The organism is Aeromonas sp. Y293-4, from assembly GCF_027705905.1.
GTDB classification, from domain to species: Bacteria; Pseudomonadota; Gammaproteobacteria; order Enterobacterales; family Aeromonadaceae; genus Aeromonas; species Aeromonas veronii.
Window position 1 is genome coordinate 66,551 of sequence record NZ_JAPDCI010000016.1, and the last position, 24,259, is coordinate 90,809.

Here is a 24,259-nt window from a genome sequence, read left to right on the forward strand (position 1 = left end):
GTCTGTTTCAAACAAGTGAATGGATGTAATCTCGGCAACACAAAAACAACCATAAATTAACCGAGAGAACATTATGCACACATCAGCTGTACCCTCTGCTCCATCTCGCTGGCTGGACATCAAATCAGGGATCGTCATCCTGGATGTTTTGCTACTTTGTGCCATGCTCGCCTGGCTCCCGTTTGACCCCATGGTCAACAAGGGGCTGGGCATTCTGGTCTTTATCGCCATCCTCTGGCTGACCGAAGCACTGCACGTCACCATCACCGCGCTGCTGGTACCCCTGCTGGCTACCGTGCTCGGGGTGTTTGACATGAGCAAATCCCTCACCGATTTTGCCAACCCGATCCTGTTCCTCTTTTTTGGCGGTTTCGCCCTCGCGGCAGCCCTCTCAAAACAGGGACTGGATACCCTGATGGCAGGCAAGGTGATGCACCTGGCCAATGGTCATCTAGGTTGGGGCGTCATCCTGCTCTTTACCATCACAGCCGCCATGTCGATGTGGATCAGCAACACCGCTACCACCGCCATGATGCTGCCACTGGCGATCGGTATGCTGGCACGCCTCGATAGCAAAAAAGAGCGCGCCACCTTCGTCTTCGTATTGCTGGGGATCGCCTACAGCGCCAGTATCGGCGGCATCGGTACCCTGGTGGGTAGTCCGCCCAACGCCATCGCCGCCGCCCAGATGGGGATTGGCTTCACTGACTGGATGAAATTCGGCGTTCCAGTAGTGCTGATCCTGATGCCCTGCGGCATTGCCCTGCTCTATCTGGTAACCCGCCCGCGTCTCAGCCACCGCGTCGAGATCCAGGATGTCACCATCAACTGGACCCGCGAGCGTAAAGTGACGCTGGCAATCTTCCTGACCACCGTTGTGCTCTGGATCGGCTCACAACCCATCTCCAACGCCTTTGGCGGTATTCCGCAACTCGACACCCTGATTGCCATGGGCGCCATCGTAGCCATCGTGGTCAGCCGTGTCGCCAGCTGGGATGACGTCAACCAGAACACCGACTGGGGCGTGCTGATGCTGTTTGGCGGCGGTCTGACCCTGAGCGCCATTCTCAAGGCCACCGGTACCAGTGCCTTCCTGGCCAGCCATCTGTCGGCCGTGCTCTCCAACGCCAACATTTTTGTCGTGTTGCTTATGCTGGCCGCCTTCGTGGTATTCCTGACCGAACTGGTCTCCAACACCGCCACCGCCGCACTGTTGGTTCCCCTGTTTGCCGGTGTCGCCGAGGCGCTGGGTGTATCACCTGTGGTGATGTCTGTGTTAATCGCTATCGGTGCCTCCTGTGCCTTTATGCTGCCAGTCGCCACGCCGCCAAATGCCATCGTCTTCGCCAGTGGCCACATCCGCCAGAGGGAGATGATGAAAGCCGGTATGGCTCTGAACGTGGTCTTTACCGTGCTGCTCGCCCTGCTGGCCTACTTCGTTGGCGATATCCTCTGATCCAGCTCCCCCCAATAAACAAAAACCCCCGCATTGCGGGGGTTTTCTCATTTATGAATCCGATTAGCCGATGTTGCAGGCCTTCAGATCCCAGATCCGATCCACGTAGTCCTGAATAGAGCGGTCGGAGTTGAACTTGCCCATGGTGGCCGAGTTGATGATGGCCTTCTTCGCCCACAGTGCCGGATCCCGATACCAGGTATCGATCAGCTTGTGTGCATCCGAGTAGGACTGGAAGTCCGCCAGGGTCAGGTAAGGGTCTCCCCCTTCCAGCAAGGAGCGCTTGATGGAGGCCAGCTCACCCGGACGACCAGGCGTGAAGTAGTCGGTATCAAACCAGTCCAGCACGGCTTTGAGCTCGGAGTTGGCATAGTAGAAGTCATACGGGTTGTAACCGCGCGCCTTGAGCGACTTCACCTCGTCCACGTTCAGACCGAAGATGGCGCAGTTTTCGGCACCCGCCTCTTCAGCGATCTCGATGTTGGCGCCGTCCAGCGTCCCTATGGTGATCGCACCGTTGAGCGCCATCTTCATGTTGCCGGTACCTGATGCTTCGTAACCAGCAGTGGAGATCTGCTCGGAGACATCTGCCGCCGGGATCAGCTTCTCGGCCAGACTCACGCGGTAGTTCGGCATGAACACCACTTTCAGCTTGCCCTGGATACGAGCATCGTTATTGACCCGATCCGCCAGCTTGTTGATGGCATAGATGATGTCTTTGGCCAGCTTGTAACCGGGCGCCGCTTTGGAGCCGAAGATAAACACGCGTGGGTGCATGTCATAGTCCGGGTTGGCCAGCAGACGACGATAGAGTGCCATGATGTGAATGAGGTTCAGCTGCTGGCGCTTGTACTCGTGCAGACGCTTGATCTGAACGTCAAAGATCGCCTCGGCACTGACATCGATACCGGTTTCGTCTTTGATGACCTTGACCAGCTTCTCTTTGTTGTGACGCTTGATGGTCATGAACTGCTGCTGGAACGCCTTGTCGTCGGCAAACTTCACCACGCCACGCAGTTTGTCCAGTTGCAGCGGCCACTCCTTGCCCACTACTTCGTTGTAGAGGCCAGCCAGTTCCGGGTTGCACGCCAGCAGCCAGCGACGCGGGGTCACCCCGTTGGTCACGTTGCACATTTTTTCCGGCCACAGCTCGGCATACTCGGGGAAGAGATCTTCCTTCACCAGCTTGGAGTGGATCTCGGCCACACCGTTCACTTTGGACGAACCGATCACGCACAGGTTGCCCATGCGAACCTTGCGCACATCTCCCTCTTCGATGATGGAGAGCTTGGCTTTGATAGCATCGTTGCCCGGCCACTTGGGCTCCACCAACTCGTTCAGGAAGCGGGCGTTGATCTCGTAAATCACCTCCAGATGGCGAGGCAGTACTTTCTCGAACAGGCTGACCGACCACTTCTCCAGCGCTTCCGGCAGCAGAGTGTGGTTGGTGTAAGAGAATACCTGATAGCAGATAGCCCAAGCGGCATCCCAGTTCAGATCTTCCTCGTCAACCAGCACCCGCATCAGTTCCGGGATGGCGACAGTCGGGTGAGTATCGTTGAGCTGAATGGCAATTTGCGCGGCAAAGTTGCTGAAGTCACTGCCATGGACCCGCTTGTAGCGGCGCATGATGTCCTTGATGGAGCAAGCACAGAAGAAGTACTGCTGGATCAGACGCAGCTCTTTACCTGCATCGGTCTCATCGTTCGGATACAGCACCTTGGAGATGGTCTCGGCCTGGGCTTTCTCAGCCTGGGAGTCAATGTAACCACCGGCGTTGAACACGTCCCAGTCGAAAAACTCGGAGGCGCGGGATTCCCACAAACGCAGGATGTTGACGGTGTGACCGCCAAAACCGACCACCGGAATATCCCAAGGCACCCCTTTAATCTTGCGACCGGCGTGCCATACCTTCTTCAGGCCGCCATTGTCACCAAACACGGTCTCGACGTAGCCATAGAGCGGCACTTCTTGCACCGACTCGGGGCGGCAGATCTCCCAGGGGTTGCCATATTCACGCCAGGAGTCCGGACGCTCGATCTGGCGGCCATCCTGGATTTCCTGACGGAACAGACCGTGTTCGTAGTGGATACCGTAACCAACCGCCGGATAGTTCAGAGTGGCCAGCGAGTCGATAAAGCAGGCAGCCAGACGACCCAGGCCGCCGTTGCCAAGTGCCATGTCCGGCTCTTGTTCGCACAGGTCGGTCAGTTCCAGACCGAGTTCGCCCAGCGCCTCTTCGCAAGTCTTGTAGAGGGAGAGGTTGTGCAGGTTGTTGGAAGTCAATCGTCCCATCAGGAATTCAGCAGAGAGATAGTGAATCGCACGAGTATCTTTCTTGAAATGAGTCTGCTGAGTGCGGGTCAGGCGCTCGTACACCTGTTCATTGACAGCCGCAGCAGTGGCTTTCCACCACGCTTCGGGAGAGGCTTTCTGTTCGCTTGTTCCCAAGGTAGAACGCAGGTGACGCACGATACTCGCCTTGAGCTGATCTTTATCCAGTTGGAGATCCTGGTCTGTCTTATTCTTGGTAGCCATAAACCATATTCCTTCGTTACAAATAAAATTGTTATCCCGCTTGCGGGACCGGCGCTGTTGTTATCTCAAAATATGTACCGGCGTGAGAATACTAACTAAAGCGGCAGAATTAAAAGTTAACGCAAGTCACACTTTAACCGATAAAAACAGCCTGAAAAGCTTGAAAACCCTTTCCTTAAATTGATCGCACAAAAACAAACATTCCCTTTATTATCATAAACTTAATGAAACAATAAAAATATTCTGGCATGAATAGGTTTTCAGAGATTGCCAAGCCTTGAAAATCCCTGAAAATAGGCAGCAAGACGGCACATTGAAACCGGTTTCAATGTGCCTGAAAAATTACCGTATAAATATGAAGCAATCATTGCACCCTTAAAGATGTGCCTTGAACTGATTACTCAATGGATCGTAATGGTACCCAATCTGATCCAGACGTCCTGCCAACTGCTCTTCACTCATATTGTAATAGGCCAGCAGCTCCTCCAACCCGTCGCACTCAAGCCTTAGCTTCTCATTGATGATGCCCAGCAAGATGTTGGCATCAAGACGTTGCAAGGTACTGATATCCATGGCGGCACCTCCTGTAAATGACCTGTATAACCATGGGCGGTTACGCAAGCTTTGTCCATAGTACGAAAAACACCCAACTAGCTTTATATTAAATAGTGTTTAAAAACATAACTTTACTAACGACACATGCCAACACCATCACATTTTTCAGCAAAAACACCTTGTCACTGCCACAGGATAGAACTACTGTATGCGCATGCAGCTTGGATATTCATACAGGAACCCCATATATGAACCAGCCCCTGCACTCACTGCCCTTTGCGATGAATCGTGTCATGAGCAAGCCCTGGCCAACCAGAACCGCCTGCAAAGCGGAGTTGGCTCATTATGGTGTGACTATCCAGTCTGATGATCAGTTTCTGAGCGAGCTGACAAAGCTTGGGGAGGCTCATACCGGCTGGATCTTGTTGATCGCCCCGCCGGGACGCCCCACAGTCAGCCGTCTGGAAGAGCGAGGTATCGATCCCAAGAGAGTGCTGGTGGTACATAGCCCCAAAATCAAGAACTGGCAGCAAACCCTGGAACGCAGTCTGGGCAATGGTCACTGCGCCGCCGTATTTACCTGGCTACCCGAGCAGATCGAGCTGGATCACGTCAAGCTACAGCGACTGGGACAGCAATCTGGCGTACTCACCCGCTTCTTTGGCGCGAAACGGACTAACCTCGGCACACCTCTGCTGGCCTATGCAGAGCAAGATATCTATCTCAATCATTAAGACAAAAAACGAACGCCTACGTAGGCTCTCCCGCGGGTCGCAGTGACAGAAGGGCGCAAACAATATGTGACCAGCGGCTTTATTTGAAAGACAAGCGTGCAACAGCCTGACGGTAGGCATCGGAGATCATTTGACCCTGCTTGCTGCAAGCAGACAAACATCAAAAGATGTAACGGATAAAGAAGCAGAAAATAAAACCTGAACTGAACTATCATGCAGCCCAAGTATTCAAACCTGCGGGACTTCCTGCCCACCAGCGAACCCGTTTGAGCAATATGATGAGGCTGAAAGTCATTGCATTCATTTGAGCTGATCACGACAATTTGCCCACCGGAGTCACCCTCTCCTTGAAATACCGGGTAACAAGGGGTATAACCACGCGTTTTATCAGGTGTAATAAGTGAGCGGTATGATGCAAGCCCCCTTTTGGCAGACCAAGAGTCTGCAGCAGATGACTGAATCCGAATGGGAATCCCTCTGCGATGGTTGCGGAAAATGCTGCCTCAACAAGCTGATCGATGAAGATACCGACGAACTGGTTTTCACCAATGTCGCCTGCAATTTGCTTAACACCAAGACATGTCAGTGCTCTGATTACGCCAATCGTTTCAAAAAAGAGCCTGACTGTCTGCAGATCACCCATGACAAGATCACCGAATATGACTGGCTCCCCTCAACCTGCGCATATCGCCTGCTGTCTGAAGGTGACGCTCTTCCGGAGTGGCATCCTCTGCTGACCGGCAGTCGTTCCGCGATGCATCAGGCTGGTCAATCCGTCCGTGGCAAAGTCATTCACGAGGATCAGGCGGGTGAATGGATCGATCACATCATCACCTGGGCCAGCTGACACGCTCAACCCGCTATTCTCCAGAAACAATAAGGGCTGCACAATGTGCAGCCCTTATTGTTTCTGCAAGCAGGGTTTGTAGCTTCACACATATCTGGCTGGCTAAACCAGACCCCCTCCCAGCTGCGCATTGAGAGAGATAGAGGCAGAGGCAGAGGCAGGGCAGAGGCAGAGGCAGAGGCAGAGGCAGAGGCAGAGGCAGAGGCAGAGGCAGAGGCAGAGGCAGAGGCAGAGGCAGAGAATGATTCCATAGTCACAGGCTTATGGGTATTGCTTGATACCCGCGATGGCGCCTCTGTTCACCCCTTAAACCTGATCAGCTGTTCCACGAGCCATAGCAACACTGATGCAATGGCAGGCAGAGCAACCGCCTATCCCCTTAGAGCGCGAATAAAGCATAATCGCATTACAGACGGTGCCTAGGTCAATCCTGGTGAGCCCCTCCCCTTGATCCTCTTCAAATCCCCAGTAACAACTGTTGTGGTTGCGATGGAACTGGGGGCGATTCACAGGGGATGATTACTCCCCCTGAATCGCACGCATAAAAAAACCGGCGCCTTGGCGCCGGTTTTTGCTCACTATCTCTCGATTACAGAGAAGCAGTGAAGGTACGGGTGATGACGTCTTGCTGTTGCTCTTTGGTCAAAGAGTTGAAGCGAACGGCATAACCGGATACGCGGATGGTCAACTGCGGATATTTCTCCGGGTTTTCCATGGCGTCCAGCAGCATTTCACGGTTCATCACGTTAACGTTCAGGTGCTGACCACCCTCTACGTTGGATTCGTGGTGGAAGTAACCGTCCATCAGGCCAGCCAAGTTGGCTTTCTGGGCTTCCATATCTTTACCCAGTGCGTTCGGAACGATGGAGAAGGTATAGGAGATACCATCTTTAGCGTAAGCGAACGGCAGCTTGGCTACGGAAGTCAGGGAAGCAACAGCACCTTTCTGGTCACGACCGTGCATCGGGTTTGCACCCGGGCCGAACGGAGCACCAGCACGACGGCCATCCGGGGTGTTACCGGTCTTCTTGCCATATACCACGTTGGAGGTGATGGTCAGAACAGACTGGGTAGCAACAGCACCACGGTAGGTGTTCAGCTTCTGAATCTTCTTCATGAAGCGCTCAACCAGGTCACAGGCGATATCATCGACGCGAGCGTCGTTGTTACCGAACTGCGGGTATTCGCCTTCGATTTCGAAGTCGATGGCAACGCCATCTTCGTCACGAATCGGCTTGACCTTGGCGTACTTGATGGCAGACAGGGAGTCAGCGGCTACGGACAGACCAGCGATACCACACGCCATGGTGCGATATACGTCACGGTCGTGCAGCGCCATCAGAGAGGCTTCGTAGCTGTACTTGTCGTGCATGTAGTGGATGATGTTCAGCGCAGCAACGTATTGCTTGGCCAGCCAATCCATGAAGTGGTCCAGACGATCCATTACGTCGTTGTAGTCGAGGTACTCGGACTTGACCATCTCGGTTTTCGGACCGACCTGGATCTTGAGCTTCTCGTCCATACCACCGTTGATTGCATACAGCATGGTTTTGGCCAGGTTGGCACGAGCACCGAAGAACTGCATCTGCTTACCAACGATCATCGGGGATACACAGCAAGCGATGGCGTAGTCATCGTTGTTGAAATCCGGACGCATCAGATCGTCGTTCTCGTACTGAACGGAAGAGGTCTCGATGGATACCTTGGCACAGTACTTTTTGAAACCGACCGGCAGCTTCTCGGACCACAGGATGGTCAGGTTCGGCTCAGGGGACGGGCCCATGGTGTACAGGGTGTTCAGCATACGGAAGCTGTTCTTGGTGACCAGAGTACGGCCATCAACGCCCATACCAGCCAAGGTCTCGGTCGCCCACATCGGGTCGCCGGAGAACAGTGAATCGTATTCCGGAGTACGCAGGAAGCGAACCATACGCAGCTTCATGACCATGTGGTCCATCAGCTCCTGGGCTTCTTGCTCGGTGATCAGGCCTTTTTGCAGGTCACGCTCGATGTAGATATCCAGGAAGCTGGAGGTACGACCGAAGGACATGGCTGCACCGTTCTGGGACTTGACTGCCGCCAGGTAGGCGAAGTAGGTCCATTGTACGGCTTCTTTGGCGTTCTTGGCCGGTACGGAGATATCGCAACCGTACTTGGCAGCCATCACCTTCATCTGTGCCAGGGCACGGTGCTGCTCGGAGATCTCTTCGCGCAGACGGATGGTGGCTTCCAGGTTGACGCCGTTTTCCAGGTCAGCTTGCAGGGACTTGAACTGGGCCAGTTTATCGGCCATCAGGAAGTCAACACCGTACAGAGCAACACGACGGTAGTCACCGATGATACGGCCACGGCCGTAGGCATCCGGCAGACCGGTGATAACACCAGACTTACGGCAGTTCAGGATGTCTTTGGTGTAAACGTCAAACACGCCCTGGTTGTGAGTCTTGCGGTATTCGGTGAAGATCTTCTCGACCATCGGGTCCAGTTGACGACCGTACACTTCGCAAGAAGTTTTAACCATCTTGATACCGCCGTTGGCGATGATGGCGCGCTTCAGCGGCTTGTCAGTCTGCAGACCAACGATCTGCTCCAGGCTCTGATCGATATAACCGGCATCGTGTGCGGTAATGGTGGAGGGCAGGTCAGTATCAAAATCAACCGGCGCATGAGTGCGGTTCTCGATTTTGATCCCTTCCATGACCTTGTCCCACAGCTTGGTGGTCGCTTCGGTCGCGCCAGCCAGGAAGGACTCGTCACCTTCATACGGGGTGTAGTTCTTCTGGATGAAGTCACGGGTGTTGACAGAGGTCTGCCATTCACCGGCCGCGAAGCCTTCCCATGCTTTTTGGAACTGTTCGTTAAGTTCTGCCATTTTTCATTACCTCACACGGTATTGATGTAGTATCCCGCAATCATCCTTAATGATGACGACGGAAGATAAACCAGTAAGTCAGACCAACCATCACGCCACCACCGATGATATTGCCGATGGTCACGGGGATGAGGTTGTGTAGGACGAAGTTGGATACGGTCAGGTCAGCAAAGGTTGCCGGATCCTGGCCGATGGCCTGCCAAAACTCCGGACTAGCCACGCTGTGGATAGCGATACCAACCGGAATCATAAACATGTTTGCGATGCTGTGCTCGAAACCTGAGGCAACGAACATAGCAACCGGCAGCAGCATAACCACTACCTTGTCAGTCGCGCTGCGGGCTCCAAAAGCCATCCAGGCAGCAAGACATACCATCAGGTTACAGAGGATACCCAGCGCCACCGCTTCAAAGAAGGTGTGGTGAATCTTGTGTTGGGCCACTTTGAGGGCATTGAGACCCCACTGACCGTCTGCGGCCGTGTACTCGGCAGAAACGATGATCAGCGCCACCATCAGCAGACCGCCAATCAGGTTACCGAAGTAGACCAGACCCCAATTCTTGAGCAGCTGAGCCCAGCTGATGCGATTGGCAGCCTTGGCCACCAGTGTCAGGGTGGTGGAGGTGAACAGCTCGGCACCGAGCAGCACACAGAGAATAAGTCCGAGAGAGAAGCAGAGACCGCCAACCAGCTTGGCCATACCCCAAGGCATGGAGCCGGTTCCGGTCGTCACTGTGATGTAGAAGATAAATGCGATGGCGATGAAAGCGCCTGCGGTGATGGCCAGTGGAATGACCTTGTATGCCGGCTTGGTAGCCTTGGCATAGGTGATGTCTTCAGCCAGTGCAGCGATGGCTTCGGGCTTGAGACAATCGAATGGAGATTCAGCTTTCAATTATTTTCTACCTGAATGTTTTGCCTGTTGAAATCATAACAAAGGGCCTAATAGCCAAAATTGACATTGATCAAGTTTATCAGAGTGCGAATGTAATTTTACTACAAATATTTTAGTGCGATGGCTACGCCACTTTACACCAGGTATCAGCTGAAACAGAAATATCACATTTTTAATGCAATGATTTTAAAGAATTTATTCTAGAGCATGGAAATGTGGCATTGGCAAGATATCTTTGCAGATCGACAGCACATCCCCTGCCCTGCCATCAATCCCCTTAGGGGTATTTTTTGTTTTTTATTTCATCTTTGAATAACAATCCCGTGCCTTGCCGCACGATAAACAGAAGGGGCCACACGGCCCCTTCCTTTACAGCAACGATCACGCCCAGTGATGGGCTCGCTTGGCCTTCTGCAGCTTCTCGTAGGCCGCCAGCAGCTTCTGGTGCAGCGGGAACTGGGAGAGCGACAGATCGGCCGCCTCCAGCCCGTGGAAGCGTGCTTCGCCAGTGGCGTTGGCCCATGCCTGTGCCAGCGTCTCTTCACCATACATGCGAGTGAAGACGGCGCGATACTGCTCCGGATCCCGCTCCTCGTCGAGGAACAACTCGACGCAGGCACGCAGGGCGCGGTAGTAGCTGGCACGCTCGGCAGTAAACACCGACTGGTTGAACTCCATGGTCCAGTCGATGAGATCCAGTGCGGTCTCCAGCTCACCGGCGGCCAGCGCCAGCATGGCTTTCAGCTCGCCAACGCGCAGGGTGTGCAGCGCGGTCCCCTTGGCAGCGGCGATGCCCAGCAGCTCGCGTACACGGGTACGCTCGTCGTGCCCCTCTTCATCCAGTTGATCAAACAACGCCATGTACTGCTCGGCATCCCAATCCAGTGATGGCAGTGCCAGGATCACTTCTCGCAGGTTGGCGCCCATGTTGTTGTTGGCCAGCAGCAGATCTTCGGCCGGATAGATGTCGGACATGCCGGGCACCAGAATGCGGCAGGCGTAGACACCCAGATGCTCGTAGTCGGCGATATAGACCGGCTGCTCCAGCTCATGGAAGATGCCGATCAGGTGATCGAACTCCTCCTGCGAGGTACCGCGGAAGTCCCAGTCGGCAAACTCGAAGTCCGCATCCTGCTTGAACAGATCCCAGCTGATGAGGCCAGAAGAGTCGATGAAGTGGGTCTCGAGGTTGTGGTGATCCGCTACCTGCTCGTTGTCGAATGACGGCGGCACAAACACGTCGAGATCCTTGAGACCGCGGCCCTGCAGCAACTCGGTGACGGTCCGCTCGAAGGCCACTTCGAAGCGCGGGTGGGCGCCGAAGGAGGCAAAGCAGGTACCGTTGCTCGGGTTGAGCAGCACCACACAGATGACCGGATAGCGGCCACCGAGGGAAGCATCGAAGCTGTAAATGGGGAAGCCTTCCGCTTCGAGGGCGGCGATGGAGGCGGCAATCCCCGGATAACGGGCAATCACCTCGTCCGGGATCAGCGGCAAGCTGATGGCCTCGGCGATGATCTTGTTTTTCACGTGGCGCTCGAACACCTCGGAGAGCGCCTGGGTGCGCGCTTCGGTCTTGGTGTTGCCAGCGCTCATGCCGTTGGAGACATAGAGGTTGCCGATGATGTTCATCGGGATGTAGACGGTCTCGTGATCGGACTGACGCTCGAACGGCAGGGCGACGATACCGCGCTCCTCGTTGTTTGACTGCAGATCCACCAGCATGTCGGCGGTCACTTCACCGTCCGGGTTGTAGAACTTGCGGGTGAAGCTGTCGAGCAGACCGGCCGGGAACTGGTCACCCTCGATGGGGAACCACTTCTCGTTCGGGTAGTGAACGAAATCGCCCTTGGCGACCTGCTCGCCCAGATAGAAGTCGGCGAAGAAGTAGTTGGTGGAGAGACGCTCGAAATATTCGCCAAGGGCAGACGCGAGGGCGGCCTTCTTGCTGGCACCCTTGCCGTTGGTAAAGCAGAGGGCGCACTCTTTGTCGCGAATATGCACCGACCATACGTTCGGCACGGGGTTGAGCCAGGAGGCCTCTTCAATATCAAAGCCCAAGGCTTGCAGCTTGGTCTGGAAGCGTTCGATGGAGTCTTCCAGCGCCGCGTCCTTGCCGGGAATAAAAGTGTGGTCAGTCATCACGATATCCTGATTTTTATTGGCTCATGTTCGGCCGCAGATAATAGCAGGGGTCGGCGGCTTTGGCAGGACAAAAATCAGCAAACAGGGATGAGTCGCACGTTGAGAAACCGGCTTGTCCCCTCTCCCCCGCCACAAACAGCGCGGGCCCGGAGATTGCCCGGGCCGCTGGTTACGCGACGCGATAAACCGTCAGAGCTGCTTGCCCTGGCTCGCAATCACCTGGCTGTACCAGTGGAAGCTCGCTTTCTTGATCCGGCGAAGGGAGCCCCCCTGCTCGTCACGCTCCACATAGACGAAGCCGTAACGCTTCTGGTAGCCGTTGAGCCAGCTCAGGATGTCGGTGAACGACCAGGCGCAGTAGCCGAGCAATTCCACCCCATCCTGCATCGCCTCCTGGCACGCCTTGACGTGGCTGCGCAGGTAATCGATGCGGTACGCATCGTTCACCTTGTCGCCCGCCTCCAGCTTGTCGAACTCGCCAAGGCCGTTCTCGGTGATCATCAGCGGCAGACCATAACGGGAAGAGAGGCGACGCAGCGCGATGCGCATCCCGGTCGGGTCGATGGCCCAGTCCCAGTTACTGGTCTCAAGGTGCGGATTGGGCGCTGTCTTGTAGAGGCCGGGGATGCCGCTGGACGGCGTAGTGCCTTTCTTGCCGGTGGTGTTGATCCGCTGCAGGGTCTGACCGCCCAAGGGGTTATCAGTGTAGGTCAGGGTGTAGTAGTAGTTGACGCCGATGTAGTCGGGCGTCCCCTCTCGCAGCAGCTCCATATCACCCGGCAGGATCTCCGGCGCCTCGCCGTTTTCTCGCAAGTAAGCGAGCGCCGCCTGCGGATAGCGGCCAAAGCAGTAGGCATCCAGCCACCAGAGGTTGTTGAACTCCTCGGCGTTCTCATAGGCCAGCATATCTTTCGGATCGCACGACGCCGGATAGGCAGGAGAGTAGGCAAAGCTCGGGCCGATGAGGCCATTTGGCACATGCTGGCGAAACGCCTTGATCACTCGGGCATTGGCCAGAAACGCGATGTGGTTGGCGGCAAAGAAGCGCTTGCGATCCTGCACAGCGGGCGGATGGGTGCCGAGCTGATAGGCGTTGGTCAGGTTGTAGTTCTGCTCGTTGAGAGAGACCCAGTACTTCACCTTGCCGGCAAAACGCTGATAGAGGGTCACGCAGTAGCGCTCGAAATCCTCGATAATGCGTCGGTCTTCCCAGCCGCCGTACTCATCCTGCAGCGCCTGCGGCAGATCCCAGTGATAAAGGGTCAGTACCGGCTCGATCTGGTGGGCCAAGAGGGTGTCGATCAGCTTCTCGTAGAAGGCCAGACCCGCCTCGTTCACCTCCCCCCGACCAGTGGGATAGATGCGCGGCCAGCTCACCGAGAAGCGGTAAGCCTTGAGCCCCATCTCGGCCATCAGCGCCACGTCCTCTTCCATGCGGTGGTAGTGATCCACCGCCACATCGCCGTTGCTCCCCTCAAAGGTCTTGCCCGGCAGCTTGGTGAAGAGATCCCACACCGAGGGCCCCTTGCCATCGGCATTCCAGCCCCCCTCCACCTGATAGGCGGCGGAGGCGGCGCCCCACAGAAAATCGCTCGGGAAGTCGTTGAACTTGTGGTGATGCATCTGGTGTTGCTCCTTCTGCGCTGATGGTGTCAGCCATCTCTGATAACTCGGCGCCCCCTGTCTGGGCACCCGAAATGAATTGGCATAAGCATCCAACACTTCTAAAATTCCGTCCAATGACATATATGACCACTCAACATTCCCAACAGGAATGAAAGGAGCCCTGATGGAGCTACGGGATCTGAAAGCCTTCGTCACTCTGGGGGAGGTGCTGCACTTCGGCCAGGCGGCGGTACGTCAGCACGTTACCCAGTCGGCCCTGAGCAAACAGATAAGGCGACTGGAGGAGGAGCTGGGCGGTGAGCTGTTCGAGCGCAACGCCAGTACCACTCGCCTCACCGGACTGGGCAGGGCGCTGTATGAAGATGCCCGCGCTGTGGTCATCCAGAGTGAGCAGCTGTCGCGCACCGCCCGCGACGTGCTGGCGGGCAATGTCGGCACCCTGCGCATCGGCTTTGGCGTGGCCACCAAGATCCTGGTGCCCGCCGCCATCGCCCGCTTTCGCGCCGAGCGGCCGCAGGTGACCATCGAGCTCAACGATCTCTCCACTCACCACCAGCTACTGGCTCTCAGCGAGGGCAAGCTGGACCTCGGTTTTTGCCGCCTGCCCGCCCCCAAGGGGTGGTACGCCCTGCCAGTGGTCGAAGCCCACTTTGTCGCCGTGCTGCCCGCCAGCTACCGCGATGTGAGGGAGTTGGCGGATCTGGTGGACAAGCCGCTGGCGATCCTGCGTCGGGACAAGGCGCCGTCGTTTTACGATCACCTGATGAACTATCTGGCCCAGAGCGGGCTGCGTTTTCGCGATATCCAGTACGTCAACGACTTCGCCGCTGGCGTCGCCACCGCGGCGGCAGAGATCGCCTGGACCCTGGTGCCCTCCTCCACCACCATAGAGCACCCGGATGTGCTCACCCTCCCCTTGAGAGACGGGGAAGCCTGCTGGACCATTGGCCTTATCCGTCCGCCCCACAGCAAGGGGCCCTTGATCGATGCCTTCTGGGCAACCATCGCCGATATGACGCCAAGATAGACACGCCGATGGCAAACAGCAGATGGCGGCAACGCATCAACGATAGCGTTCGACGATACGCGCCAACTCGCCGCTTTGTCGCAGCTGTTGCAGGGCACGGTTGAACTCGGTTATCCGGGTATTGAAGCGGGAGTGCTTGCCGATGCAGAGATTGAACGGGGTAGAGACAAGCTGCAGCGGCACCTCGACCACCTGCCCGGACAATCCCAGCTGGTTGAGTTTGAAACGTGCCACCAATGGGTCGGTCACCATCAGATCCCCCCGCCCCGCCGCCAGCATCTTGAAGACATTATCAACATTGATGGTGTGATGAACGGTGAAGCCCGCCAGATTCTCCTTGCCCCAGCCGTTACCGAAATAGTCGAGAAAGGTAAGTGATTTGAAGTCGCTCAAGCGGCTGGCACGCTGAAATTCCGCCATGCGGGGATGGGCACGCTGGGTAAAAATGGTTAGCACAGTGGTGGTGACCGGCTCTTCCACAACCAGGGTATAGCTGCGCCGCTCCCGGGTAGCGATAGTGACAAAACCATCGGCCTGCGCCATCCGCACCAGTTTTTGCGCCCGTTGCCACGGATAACCTTCATGACGCACCCGCAGCCCCATCTGCGCCGCCACCCGATCCATCACGTCGATCATCAGCCCGCGCATCTTGCCCTGTTCGTCACGCCACGAATATGGGGCAAAGTCGTCAAAGTAGACCAGCTTCAACTCAGCCGCTGGCGCCGCCCATGCACTCTGCCACATCAGCAATCCCCACAGGATTGCGCTCCCCAGACTGACTCTCATGGCCGCGACTCCATCCACTTCTGCCAACTCTGAGCCTAGTGCAAAGCGGCTGTGGCAAGGATCAGAAGCCGGTGAAACAAGTGGCCAGCAAAAAGAGAGGGGAAGCAGTGGCTTCCCCTCTCTCGTTCGTTTTTCAGCACGCCACCTTATCGATGGCGGTCACGGCTTGCCGGTTACGCCAGCTCGGCCCGCAGCGCCCTGGTGGCATCGACCATCACCTTGAGGGCAGCCTCTGTCTCTTCCCAGCCGCGGGTCTTGAGGCCGCAATCCGGGTTGACCCAGAGCCGCTCGGCCGGGATCTGCTTGGCCGCCTTGCGCAGCAACCCCTCAATCCAGCTCTGGCTCGGCACATTTGGCGAGTGGATGTCGTAAACACCCGGGCCAATCTCGTTGGGGTAGTTGAAGCGCTCGAACGCTTCGAGCAGCTGCATCTGGCTGCGGCTGGTCTCGATGGTGATCACATCCGCATCCAGCGCCGCCACCGCCTCGATGATGAGGTTGAAATCGCTGTAGCACATGTGGGTGTGGATCTGGGTGCTGTCCGCCACCGGGCTTGCACTCAGACGGAAGGCGCGCACTGCCCAATCGAGATAAGCCTGATGATCTTGCTTGCGCAGGGGCAAACCTTCGCGGATCGCCGGTTCATCGATCTGGATGATCTTGATGCCAGCGACCTCCAAGTCAGCAACTTCGTCGCGAATGGCCAGCCCGATTTGCAGTGCGGACTGCTCGCGGCTCACATCTTCCCGCGGGAAGGACCAGCAGAGGATGGTCACAGGGCCGGTCAGCATCCCCTTCACCGGCTTGTCGGTCAGGCTCTGGGCAAACTTTGTCCACGCCAGAGTCATGGGGGTCGGGCGGTCGATGTCGCGGGTGATCACCGGCGGCTTGACGCAGCGGGAGCCATAGCTCTGTACCCAGCCGAAGCGGGTGATGGCAAAGCCATCCAGCAGCTCACCGAAATACTCCACCATGTCATTGCGCTCGGCCTCGCCATGTACCAGCACGTCCAGCCCGATGGCCTCCTGACGCGCGATGGCATCGCGGATCTCGGCCTTTATGCCCGCCTCGTAGGCGCTGTCATCGATGCGACCAGCGCGCCAATCCTGCCGCAACACCCGGATCTGCGAGGTCTGCGGGAAGGAGCCGATGGTGGTGGTGGGCAGCAGCGGCAGCTTGAGATCCGAGCGCTGCAGCTCGGCCCTGACCGGATAGGGGCTGTGGCGATCAAAATCGCTGTTGGTGAGGCTGGCGAGCCGTGACTGCACCGCTTTTTTGTGCACCCGGCTGTCGGACTCCCGATCCACGATGGGCTGGCTGTAGGCGGTGATTTTGTCGAGCTCGCCCCCATCCAGATACTCTCTGAGCAGTCCCAGCTCGAAACATTTTTGCAAGGCGAAGGCGAACCAGCTGCGGGTCTGGGGATCCAGCTCCTGCTCCAGGGTCAAATCCACCGGGCTATGCAGCAATGAGCAGGATGAGGCCACCCAGAGCCGCTCGCCGAGTTTGGCTTTCAGTGCCTTCAGAGTCGGCGCCAGCTTGGCCAGATTGGCACGCCAGACGTTGCGGCCGTTGATCACCCCGGCGGAGATGACCCACTGGGCGGGCAGATGCGGCACCAGGGTCTCCAGCTGTTCGGGGGCGGCCACCAGATCCAGATGCAGGCCATCTACCTTGAGGCTGGTGATGATGTCGCGCTGATGGGCCACCGAACCGAAATAGGTGGTGAGCAGCAGCTTGCAGGGGCCGCTCAGGCGCTCGTAGGCGTTGAGGTAGGCCAGCCGCCACTCGTCCGGCAGGTCCAGCGTCAGCGCAGGTTCATCGATCTGTACCCACTCCACCCCTTGGGCGGCCAGTTTGGCCAGGATCTCCTGATAGACGATGAGCAGGCGATCGAGCAGTTCAAGGCGGGAGAAGCCGCTCTCTTTCTCCTTGCCGAGCCACAGATAAGAGACCGGTCCCAGCAGCACCGCCTTGACCGGCAGCCCCAGAGCCTTGGCCTCTTCCACCTCGTCAAACAGCTGGCTCCAGCCCAGCTTGAAGCGCTGGTCACGGCTGAATTCCGGCACCAGATAGTGATAGTTGGTGTTGAACCATTTGGTCATCTCGGCGGCGGCCGCCGCCGGGCCGGTCGGCGCACGGCCACGGGCGACCCGGAACAGGGTGTCGAGATCGGTCTCGCCATGGCGGTGACGGGCAGGCACCGCATCCACCAGCAGACTGGTGCCAAGCACCTGATCGTACCAGGCAAAGTCGCCCACCGGCAGCAGATTGACCCCGGCGCCGTGCTGGGCCTGCCAGTGGCGCTCACGCAGCGTCTTGCCCACGGCAACGAGTTCGGCCTGAGTGGTCTCGCCACGCCAGTAGGATTCGAGGGCAAATTTCAGCTCGCGCTTGGCGCCGATACGGGGGAAGCCCAGGGTGTGTGCTCGTGTCATAGGTTCATTTCCTTATGCTCATTCATCTGATGGGAAACTGGATGATTTAGCCATCCAGATGTTTACACATCCAAAATGACAAGATAAGGTGACGCTGGCTATTGAATCCTCTTCAAGTGGCTCTCAAATAATCCTCAACTGACCGCCAGTCAGGTTCACCGCGAGGATACAGAGGCCGATGTTTACAGGTGCAAGAGGTGCCGGAGTCAAGAAGCACAGCAGGCCACCGCCGACCGTAACCTCAGCGCCATACGCAATCTCACAAGGAGCCATCTTATGGCAGTGCCAAGCAATGCAGGGATAGAGATCAAACACTTGAAAACATTGACCGCGCTGGCCGAGCAGGGCTCGCTGGCCGGTGCGGCGCTGACCCTCAACCTCACTCAGTCCGCCCTCTCCCACCAGCTCAAGGAGCTGGAGACCCGCCTCAATCTGGAACTCTACCTGCGCAAAAGCCGCCCGCTGGTGCTGACCGCAGCCGGCAGCCAGCTGCTCGCCCTCGCCCGTCAGGTGTTGCCCGCTCTGGCCCAGACCGAGAAGCAGTTGCAGGCCCTGCAGAGCGGCGATGCGGGCAGGCTGCATCTGGCGCTTGATTGCCACAGCTGCATCCAGTGGCTGCTGCCGCTGTTGCCGGAATTTCGCCGCCAGTGGCCCGGGGTGGATCTGGAGGTGGAGTCAGTGCCGGGCTTTGATGCCATCAATGCCCTGCTAGGCGGCCAGCTCGATCTGCTGCTTACCTCCGATGTGCAGGCCCGCGGCGATCTCCACTTCGAGCCGCTGTTTGCCTTCGATCTGACTCTGGTGATGGCGCCGGATCATCCCCTCTGCCACCGGAGCCGCATCGAGCCGGGCGATCTGGGGCCGGAGGTGCTGCTGGTCTATCCGGTGGAGCGCAGCCGCATGGATATCTTCAGCCGCTTTTTGCAACCCGCCGGGGTGGAGCCCGCCCGCTGCAAGCCGGTGGACAACACCTCGGTGATGCTGCAGATGGCCGCCGCCGGCCTCGGCGTCGCCGCCTTGCCACGCTGGGCCAGCGACGAGTTTGTCAGACAGGGGATGCTCTGCGCCCGCCCCCTCGGCAGCGGTATCCGTCGCCATATGTACGGCGCGGTGCGGGCCGCCGATCGGGATCAAGCCTGCCTGCAGAGCCTGTTCGAGCGCATTCGCACCAAGATGGAGGGATAGCCCCCTCAGCGTGGCTGACCGACCTCTGCCAGCAGTGCAGGCAACTGCGCCTTGATAAAGTCGATGAGGGCTCTGACCGCCGGTGACAGACCGCGCCGCGCGGGATAGAGCATCACCAGCTTGCCATCTTTGGGACGCCACTCGGGCAACAGTTGTTGCAGCCGCCCATCCGCCAGCTCATTCACGCAGGCGTAAAGTGGCAAGCCCACCATCCCTAGCCCCGCCAGCGCCGCCTGTTTGAGGGTTTGCACATTGTCGCTGCGCAACAGCACATTGACCGCCACCTCCTCACTCTCCCCACTGTCGTGCCGCAGCCGCAGCAGGTCAGCCTGACGCTCCAGCGAGCTGAAAAGCAGGACATCTTCTCCCTCCAGCTGGCGCGGATGCATCAGTGCACCGTGGCGGGAGAGCCACGCCGGGGTCGCCAGCACGCCCCACTGCACCGTACAAAGCGGTACCTGCACCAGACTGGAGGGGGGCTGCTCGAAGGCCACCCCGCGGATCACCACATCCAGCCCCTCCTCCAGCAGATCCACCTGCCGATTGCTGGCTTGCACGGCGAGCCTCACCTTGGGGTATTGGGCCATGAAAGCGGGCAACAAGCGGGCGAGCAGCGCATCGGCGATGGTAATGGGCACGCTGATCCGCACCAGACCGCTCGGCTCCTGCTGCCGTTGCCGCACAGCCGCCTCTCCCGCCTGCGCCTCGGCCAGCATCGCCTGACAGTGGCGATAGAGCACCTCACCGGCATCGGTCAGGCTGAGCTGGCGTGAGGTACGTTGCAGCAGACGGGTATCCAGCCGCTCCTCCAGCAGCCGGATCCGGCGCGAGATCCGCGACTTGGGCACGCCAAGCGCCCGCGCAGCGGCAGTGAATCCCTGTCGCTGCACCACATGGGTGAAGAGATAGAGATCATTCAAATCAAGTTCCAGTGGTGTCATCGGGCAGCCTTGATCAGGGTGAGGTGCATTCACATCGTTCCATAAATGGAACGATAAGAACCTATTTCACCAGATTGTCGCCATTCTTGCAGCCATCATAATGGCCCTGTCCCCATCAGACGGTTACTGCGCGGGCAATTCGCCCCACCAGCAAGGGCCGTTTGACTGTTCCAATATCACAAGGAGTTCACCATGAAACTGCGACAAATCTGCTCTGCCACCCTGCTCGGTCTGGCGACCCTGACCACCACGCTGGCCACCACAGCGACACCTGCCATGGCCGCCGAGGCTGCCAGCCATCCGACCGTATCACCCAACCGCTATCTGGAGATGCTCTCCCGAGACAATGCGGTACTGCTGCTGGTCGACCATCAGGTCGGCTTGCTGAGCGGCGTGCGCGACACCACGGTGGGCGAGCTCAAGCACAACGTGGTGGCGCTGGCCAACGCCGCCCGCGCCCTCGGCGTGCCGGTGATCGTGACCGCGACCATGCCCGATGGCATGTGGGGCCCCACCATGCCTGAACTGACCAGTGCCCTGCCGGATGTGAAGGTGATCAACCGCACCGTCATCAACGCCTGGGACGATCCTGCCGTGCGCACCGCCATTGAGAAGACCGGCCGCAAACAGCTGATCATCGCCGGGGTATCCCTCGAGATCTGCGCCAGCTTCCCGGCCCTCTCTGCCAAGGCTGCCGGCTATGATGCCCGGGTGGTGCTCGATGCCTCCGGCACCTTTAACGAAGCCAAGCGCACCACTGGGCTGCAACGCTTGCTGGGGGCCGGTATCCCGGTCACCGACTACGCCTCTGCCGCGGTCGAGATGCTGCGCAGCAACGTCGACCCCAAGGCGCACGATGTCTACAGCGCCCTCGACATGCCTTTCGCCACCCTGGTGTGGCAGATGCAAGAGGGTGCCAAGAAGTCGTAACTCGCCTCGCCTTCGGTCAGATGACCGAAGGCTTCTTTTGTCTTCAAGAGGTTATATCGATGACCAGACGCCTGACTCTCTCCACCCCCGTCAAGGGCCAACCGCTGCGCATTGGCAGCGGCTTTGCAGCCAGCCATTTTGGCGAACACTTTTTCAACGGTCTGATAGACCCCGTGGTGATGGTGGATCACTTCCAGATGACCGCCCCCACCTTCGAGCCCCATCCCCACGCCGGGATCTCTGCCGTCACCTATCTGTTCGAGGATTCGACGAGCCCCCACGTCAACTACGACTCCCTCGGCAATCAGGGCCCCATCGAACAGGGCGCGCTCCACTGGCTGGCGGCCGGGCGCGGGGCCGTACATACCGAGCAGCCGGAGGGAGCATCGCCCTATGTCCACGCCCTGCAGATCTTCGTCAACCTGTCTGCCCGTCAAAAGATGATGTCGCCTTTTGCCGTCCACGCAGCCGCAGCCACCATCCCCGAGTTTAATGGCGAAGGGGTGCGAGTACGGGTGGTCGCAGGCCACAGCAACGGGATAACGGCACCACACTCGGTAGAACTACCCCAACCCTTTACCCTGCTCGATGGCAATAGCGAGCCAGGTAGCCGCTTCACCCATCTGCTGGCGGCTGGCTGGAATGCGATGATCTATCCCCTGACCGGATCGCTGACCCTGCAGGCTGAGGGAGAGCGGCACCTCATCCCGGCAAGTCACGGGATGGGGATAAGCCTCCCTGCCGACGGCGGCGAGGCGGTGGCTCTGCAGCTTGAGGCCACCGAGCCATGCCACTTCGTGGTGCTCTCAGGCCAGGCGCTCAATGAACCCCTGGTCAAACATGGTCCCTTCGTCATGAACAGCCACGACGCCATTGCAGATCGGCTGCATGCCTATCAACGCGGCGAATTTGGCCAGCTCAGCGATGAGTGGCTGCACAACGGCCAATCTCAGCCATGAACACGCTCGCTGGCCACCAGCCACAAAGAACCTGTTGGCCTCTGGTCTTCCTCGCCATTTTCGCCGGTGCCAGCGGCGCCCTCTGCCTTGGCAAAATGCCCGCCGTGCTCGGCATACTGCGCAGCGAGCTGGGGCTGACACTGGTTGAAGCCAGCTATCTCGCCTCGGCTTTCAATACGCTGGCGATCCTCTGCAGCCTCTTTCTCGGCCTGTTGCTGACCCGCTGGAGTGGGCGGCAAACCGGGGTTGTCGGGCTTTTGGTTATCGTCACAGGCGGAGCGTTGGCACTGCCCGCCACTGGGCTGGCCATGATGCTGCTGTCGCGCATTGTCGAGGGGATTGGCTTTTTGCTGATCTCGGTGGCCATGCCCGCCTTTATCGTGGCGGTGACCCGGGAGGAGGATAAACGGCTGGCCCTGAGTCTGTGGGCGGTCAATCTGCCCCTTGGTGCGGCGGCCGGCATGCTGCTCACCCCCTGGCTCACGGCGCAAGGTGGCTGGCGCCTGGCCTGGCTGATCCTGATGGCTCTGCAACTCTCGGCCCTGCTGCTTCTGCTGGCCAGTCGTTCGGCAGATAAACTGCGGGTCGGGGCACCCCAAAACTCGATCAACTCGGGCCACCCGCTGCGCCAACTCACGGTGCTCCGGCAGAAGGCACTCTGGCGCTACGGGTTGGCGTTCACGCTCTACAGCCTGATGCTATGGGCGCTCTTTGTCTGGCTGCCAACCATGTTGCAAGGCACTCCCGGGACTGGCCAAAGCCAGATCGCCCTGCTCTCGGCACTGGCGGTGGTCGCCAACATTCCCGGCAACCTGATGGGGGCATGGCTGCTGCGCCGGAGCGTGGCGCGAGATCGGCTCATCAGCTGGGCACTGAGCCTGATGGCGCTGTGCGGCATGTTCGCCTTCTGGCCCGGCCTGTCGCCGTGGTGGGCCTATGGATTGTGCCTCGTCCTCTCCCTGTCGGGTGGTATGGCGCCGCCGGCTATCCTCTCGTCAGCACAGGGAGTGAGTCAGGGGCCGGTACAACTGGCCATCGTGCAGGGATTTGGCGGCCCTGATGACGGACAACGGCCAATGGGGGAGCGCTCGCTGGCTCTTTCTGGGCGGCTTGCTGCTGGTCGCGCTACTTTATGCCGCGGGCCACCTGCCGGGCTTAAGCATGGCTGTAAAACAGGCTCGATCGCATTCTCGGCAAGATGGAAGATGACGAATAGAGAGGGAAACATCACAGTTATCGCAGGGAATGCTGGCCAGACAAGAGGCTGTTCAGTATGTTAACTGTTTAATCATGCTTAACGGTAGCCACCATGTCTCAAGTCGATCTCAATCTCTTTCGCGTCCTCGATGCGGTGATCCGCTATGGTGGTGTCACCACGGCCGCCGAGATGATGGAGATGACCCCCTCGGCCATCAGCCAGGCCATCAGCCGCCTGACCAGCCTGGTGGGCGAGCCGCTGTTTGTCCGCCAGGGACGCGGCATCACCCCCACGGCGCGAGCGCTCAGTCTGCACCACGAGATCATGGTGCCGCTGCACGACATGGAGCGCAGCCTGCAGCGCTCCGATCTCTTTGATCCCCAGACCAGTCGGCGCACTTTTCGCATCGCGGGGGTGCCCGATATCGATATCTTCTTCCTGCCGGAGCTCAACAACCTGCTGCAGACCCAAGCCCCCAACTGTCAGCTGGAGTGGAACACCCAGGTGCAGGACGAAGCCCTGCGCCAGAACAGCCTCTATCTGCACAGCGTGGATCTGGTGCTGGCCACCAAGCCGATGGCGGAGCAGGGGATCGAAAACGAGCAGATCATGTCCCAGTCCCTGCGCATCGCCTGCCGCAAGGATCACCCCAGGATCCGCCAGGCCCCCGACATGGCCACCTTCTTCAACGAAAAGCACGTGGTATTGCAAACCAGGCGGCTCGACAGCTTGCTGCTCAACACCCTGACCAAGGCGCCGCTGCCGCCGCGCCAGATTGCCTACGAGAGCGACTCCCTGCTCACCGCCCTTCATCTGGTGAGTCGTACCGACTGGCTCTGCGTCGCCAGCCAGTGGCATATGGAGAAGCTGGGGCAAGCGCTGGATCTGGCCAGCTATCCCCTCCCCTGGCTCTCGGAGGATTGCCCCGTCTACATGAGTTGGCACAAGAGCTCCGGTCAGGATACCGGGCTTAATTGGCTCAAAGATCAGGTGCGGGCCGTCAGTTCGTTTTAAGTATGCTTAACAGTCAAGCATGCCCATCTACTCATCCGGGCTATCGCTCTTCTCGACAAACCGCCTTATGGATAATTCCCCTTCAGGATAATCGGGGGCCTTTTCTCAACAAT

18 protein-coding genes are annotated in these 24,259 nt (G+C 58.3%); 9 read left to right on the forward strand and 9 right to left on the reverse strand.

Annotated features, from left to right (window positions below; all coding sequences use genetic code 11):
* The first annotated feature begins 73 nt into the window (after positions 1–73).
* On the forward strand, positions 74–1,456 hold the full coding sequence (locus OKC31_RS16785; RefSeq protein WP_005333606.1) for an SLC13 family permease: 1,383 nt from the start codon (positions 74–76) through the stop codon (positions 1,454–1,456).
* 63 nt (positions 1,457–1,519) lie between these two features.
* Here the strand turns inward: OKC31_RS16785 and OKC31_RS16790 are convergent, their stop codons facing one another.
* Complete coding sequence (locus tag OKC31_RS16790) at positions 1,520–3,994, reverse strand: glycogen/starch/alpha-glucan phosphorylase (protein WP_270657278.1); 2,475 nt, start codon at positions 3,992–3,994, stop codon at positions 1,520–1,522.
* Between the two features lie 375 nt (positions 3,995–4,369).
* Positions 4,370–4,567: a DUF4250 domain-containing protein gene (locus OKC31_RS16795; RefSeq protein ID WP_127006571.1), complete on the reverse strand. Its 198-nt coding sequence runs from the start codon at positions 4,565–4,567 to the stop codon at positions 4,370–4,372.
* A 230-nt stretch (positions 4,568–4,797) separates the two neighbouring features.
* On the opposite strand from OKC31_RS16795, the gene OKC31_RS16800 reads away from it, so the two are divergent.
* Positions 4,798–5,283: a cell division inhibitor gene (locus OKC31_RS16800; RefSeq protein ID WP_005333614.1), complete on the forward strand. Its 486-nt coding sequence runs from the start codon at positions 4,798–4,800 to the stop codon at positions 5,281–5,283.
* 412 nt (positions 5,284–5,695) lie between these two features.
* Positions 5,696–6,130 carry a YcgN family cysteine cluster protein gene (locus tag OKC31_RS16805; protein WP_005361134.1) on the forward strand — a complete coding sequence of 145 codons (435 nt, stop codon included), beginning with the start codon at positions 5,696–5,698 and terminating at the stop codon, positions 6,128–6,130.
* A 589-nt stretch (positions 6,131–6,719) separates the two neighbouring features.
* Here OKC31_RS16805 and pflB read toward each other — a convergent pair.
* The 4 genes from pflB to OKC31_RS16825 form a co-directional block, all read right to left on the reverse strand.
* On the reverse strand, positions 6,720–9,002 hold the full coding sequence (gene pflB / locus OKC31_RS16810; protein WP_005352571.1) for a formate C-acetyltransferase: 2,283 nt from the start codon (positions 9,000–9,002) through the stop codon (positions 6,720–6,722).
* A 46-nt stretch (positions 9,003–9,048) separates the two neighbouring features.
* Positions 9,049–9,897, reverse strand: a complete 849-nt coding sequence (focA, locus tag OKC31_RS16815) for a formate transporter FocA (protein ID WP_005333620.1) — start codon at positions 9,895–9,897, stop codon at positions 9,049–9,051.
* A 381-nt stretch (positions 9,898–10,278) separates the two neighbouring features.
* Entirely contained in the window at positions 10,279–12,039 is a 1,761-nt protein-coding gene (ycaO, locus tag OKC31_RS16820) for a 30S ribosomal protein S12 methylthiotransferase accessory factor YcaO (RefSeq protein ID WP_158113418.1), read from the reverse strand.
* Between the two features lie 192 nt (positions 12,040–12,231).
* Entirely contained in the window at positions 12,232–13,665 is a 1,434-nt protein-coding gene (locus tag OKC31_RS16825) for a glycoside hydrolase family 1 protein (protein ID WP_064337774.1), read from the reverse strand.
* 166 nt (positions 13,666–13,831) lie between these two features.
* On the opposite strand from OKC31_RS16825, the gene OKC31_RS16830 reads away from it, so the two are divergent.
* Positions 13,832–14,695: a LysR family transcriptional regulator gene (locus tag OKC31_RS16830; RefSeq protein ID WP_270657279.1), complete on the forward strand. Its 864-nt coding sequence runs from the start codon at positions 13,832–13,834 to the stop codon at positions 14,693–14,695.
* 36 nt (positions 14,696–14,731) lie between these two features.
* Here OKC31_RS16830 and OKC31_RS16835 read toward each other — a convergent pair whose 3' ends face one another.
* Together OKC31_RS16835 and metE are read right to left on the reverse strand one after the other, a co-directional pair.
* Positions 14,732–15,481 carry a substrate-binding periplasmic protein gene (locus OKC31_RS16835; protein ID WP_270657280.1) on the reverse strand — a complete coding sequence of 250 codons (750 nt, stop codon included), beginning with the start codon at positions 15,479–15,481 and terminating at the stop codon, positions 14,732–14,734.
* Positions 15,482–15,654: 173 nt separating this feature from the next.
* Positions 15,655–17,919 carry a 5-methyltetrahydropteroyltriglutamate--homocysteine S-methyltransferase gene (gene metE, locus OKC31_RS16840; RefSeq protein WP_270657282.1) on the reverse strand — a complete coding sequence of 755 codons (2,265 nt, stop codon included), beginning with the start codon at positions 17,917–17,919 and terminating at the stop codon, positions 15,655–15,657.
* Positions 17,920–18,195: 276 nt separating this feature from the next.
* Here metE and OKC31_RS16845 point away from each other — a divergent pair, with 276 nt between their 5' ends.
* Positions 18,196–19,104 (forward strand): LysR substrate-binding domain-containing protein, encoded by a 909-nt coding sequence (locus tag OKC31_RS16845; protein WP_270657284.1) that lies wholly within the window; start codon positions 18,196–18,198, stop codon positions 19,102–19,104.
* Between the two features lie 5 nt (positions 19,105–19,109).
* Here the strand turns inward: OKC31_RS16845 and OKC31_RS16850 are convergent, their stop codons facing one another.
* Positions 19,110–20,045, reverse strand: coding sequence for a LysR substrate-binding domain-containing protein (locus OKC31_RS16850; protein WP_270657286.1), 936 nt, complete (start codon positions 20,043–20,045; stop codon positions 19,110–19,112).
* A gap of 192 nt (positions 20,046–20,237) precedes the next feature.
* On the opposite strand from OKC31_RS16850, the gene OKC31_RS16855 reads away from it, so the two are divergent.
* The 4 genes from OKC31_RS16855 to OKC31_RS16870 are packed head-to-tail and all read left to right on the forward strand — an operon-like array spanning position 20,238 to position 24,146.
* Positions 20,238–20,975: an isochorismatase family protein gene (locus OKC31_RS16855; RefSeq protein WP_150995813.1), complete on the forward strand. Its 738-nt coding sequence runs from the start codon at positions 20,238–20,240 to the stop codon at positions 20,973–20,975.
* Between the two features lie 59 nt (positions 20,976–21,034).
* The gene (locus OKC31_RS16860; RefSeq protein WP_270657288.1) at positions 21,035–21,934 is read left to right on the forward strand and encodes a pirin family protein; all 900 of its coding nucleotides are present in this window, start codon (positions 21,035–21,037) and stop codon (positions 21,932–21,934) included.
* Positions 21,931–23,214 carry an MFS transporter gene (locus OKC31_RS16865; RefSeq protein ID WP_270657289.1) on the forward strand — a complete coding sequence of 428 codons (1,284 nt, stop codon included), beginning with the start codon at positions 21,931–21,933 and terminating at the stop codon, positions 23,212–23,214. The genes OKC31_RS16860 and OKC31_RS16865 overlap by 4 nt, the downstream gene beginning before the upstream one ends.
* A gap of 29 nt (positions 23,215–23,243) precedes the next feature.
* Positions 23,244–24,146, forward strand: a complete 903-nt coding sequence (locus OKC31_RS16870) for a LysR family transcriptional regulator (protein WP_159163424.1) — start codon at positions 23,244–23,246, stop codon at positions 24,144–24,146.
* The last annotated feature ends 113 nt before the right edge of the window (positions 24,147–24,259 follow it).

Coding starts and splice junctions, on each gene's coding strand:
- OKC31_RS16830 (WP_270657279.1), top strand. CDS start 13,832: ATGGAGCTACGGGATCTGAAAGCCTTCGTCACTCTGGGGGAGGTGCTG.
- ycaO (WP_158113418.1), bottom strand. CDS start 12,039: ATGACTGACCACACTTTTATTCCCGGCAAGGACGCGGCGCTGGAAGAC.
- OKC31_RS16835 (WP_270657280.1), bottom strand. CDS start 15,481: ATGAGAGTCAGTCTGGGGAGCGCAATCCTGTGGGGATTGCTGATGTGG.
- OKC31_RS16805 (WP_005361134.1), top strand. CDS start 5,696: ATGCAAGCCCCCTTTTGGCAGACCAAGAGTCTGCAGCAGATGACTGAA.
- OKC31_RS16790 (WP_270657278.1), bottom strand. CDS start 3,994: ATGGCTACCAAGAATAAGACAGACCAGGATCTCCAACTGGATAAAGAT.
- OKC31_RS16800 (WP_005333614.1), top strand. CDS start 4,798: ATGAACCAGCCCCTGCACTCACTGCCCTTTGCGATGAATCGTGTCATG.
- OKC31_RS16860 (WP_270657288.1), top strand. CDS start 21,035: ATGACCAGACGCCTGACTCTCTCCACCCCCGTCAAGGGCCAACCGCTG.
- OKC31_RS16785 (WP_005333606.1), top strand. CDS start 74: ATGCACACATCAGCTGTACCCTCTGCTCCATCTCGCTGGCTGGACATC.
- metE (WP_270657282.1), bottom strand. CDS start 17,919: ATGACACGAGCACACACCCTGGGCTTCCCCCGTATCGGCGCCAAGCGC.
- OKC31_RS16850 (WP_270657286.1), bottom strand. CDS start 20,045: ATGACACCACTGGAACTTGATTTGAATGATCTCTATCTCTTCACCCAT.
- OKC31_RS16870 (WP_159163424.1), top strand. CDS start 23,244: ATGTCTCAAGTCGATCTCAATCTCTTTCGCGTCCTCGATGCGGTGATC.
- OKC31_RS16855 (WP_150995813.1), top strand. CDS start 20,238: ATGAAACTGCGACAAATCTGCTCTGCCACCCTGCTCGGTCTGGCGACC.
- OKC31_RS16795 (WP_127006571.1), bottom strand. CDS start 4,567: ATGGATATCAGTACCTTGCAACGTCTTGATGCCAACATCTTGCTGGGC.
- pflB (WP_005352571.1), bottom strand. CDS start 9,002: ATGGCAGAACTTAACGAACAGTTCCAAAAAGCATGGGAAGGCTTCGCG.
- OKC31_RS16845 (WP_270657284.1), top strand. CDS start 18,196: ATGGCAGTGCCAAGCAATGCAGGGATAGAGATCAAACACTTGAAAACA.
- OKC31_RS16865 (WP_270657289.1), top strand. CDS start 21,931: ATGAACACGCTCGCTGGCCACCAGCCACAAAGAACCTGTTGGCCTCTG.
- OKC31_RS16825 (WP_064337774.1), bottom strand. CDS start 13,665: ATGCATCACCACAAGTTCAACGACTTCCCGAGCGATTTTCTGTGGGGC.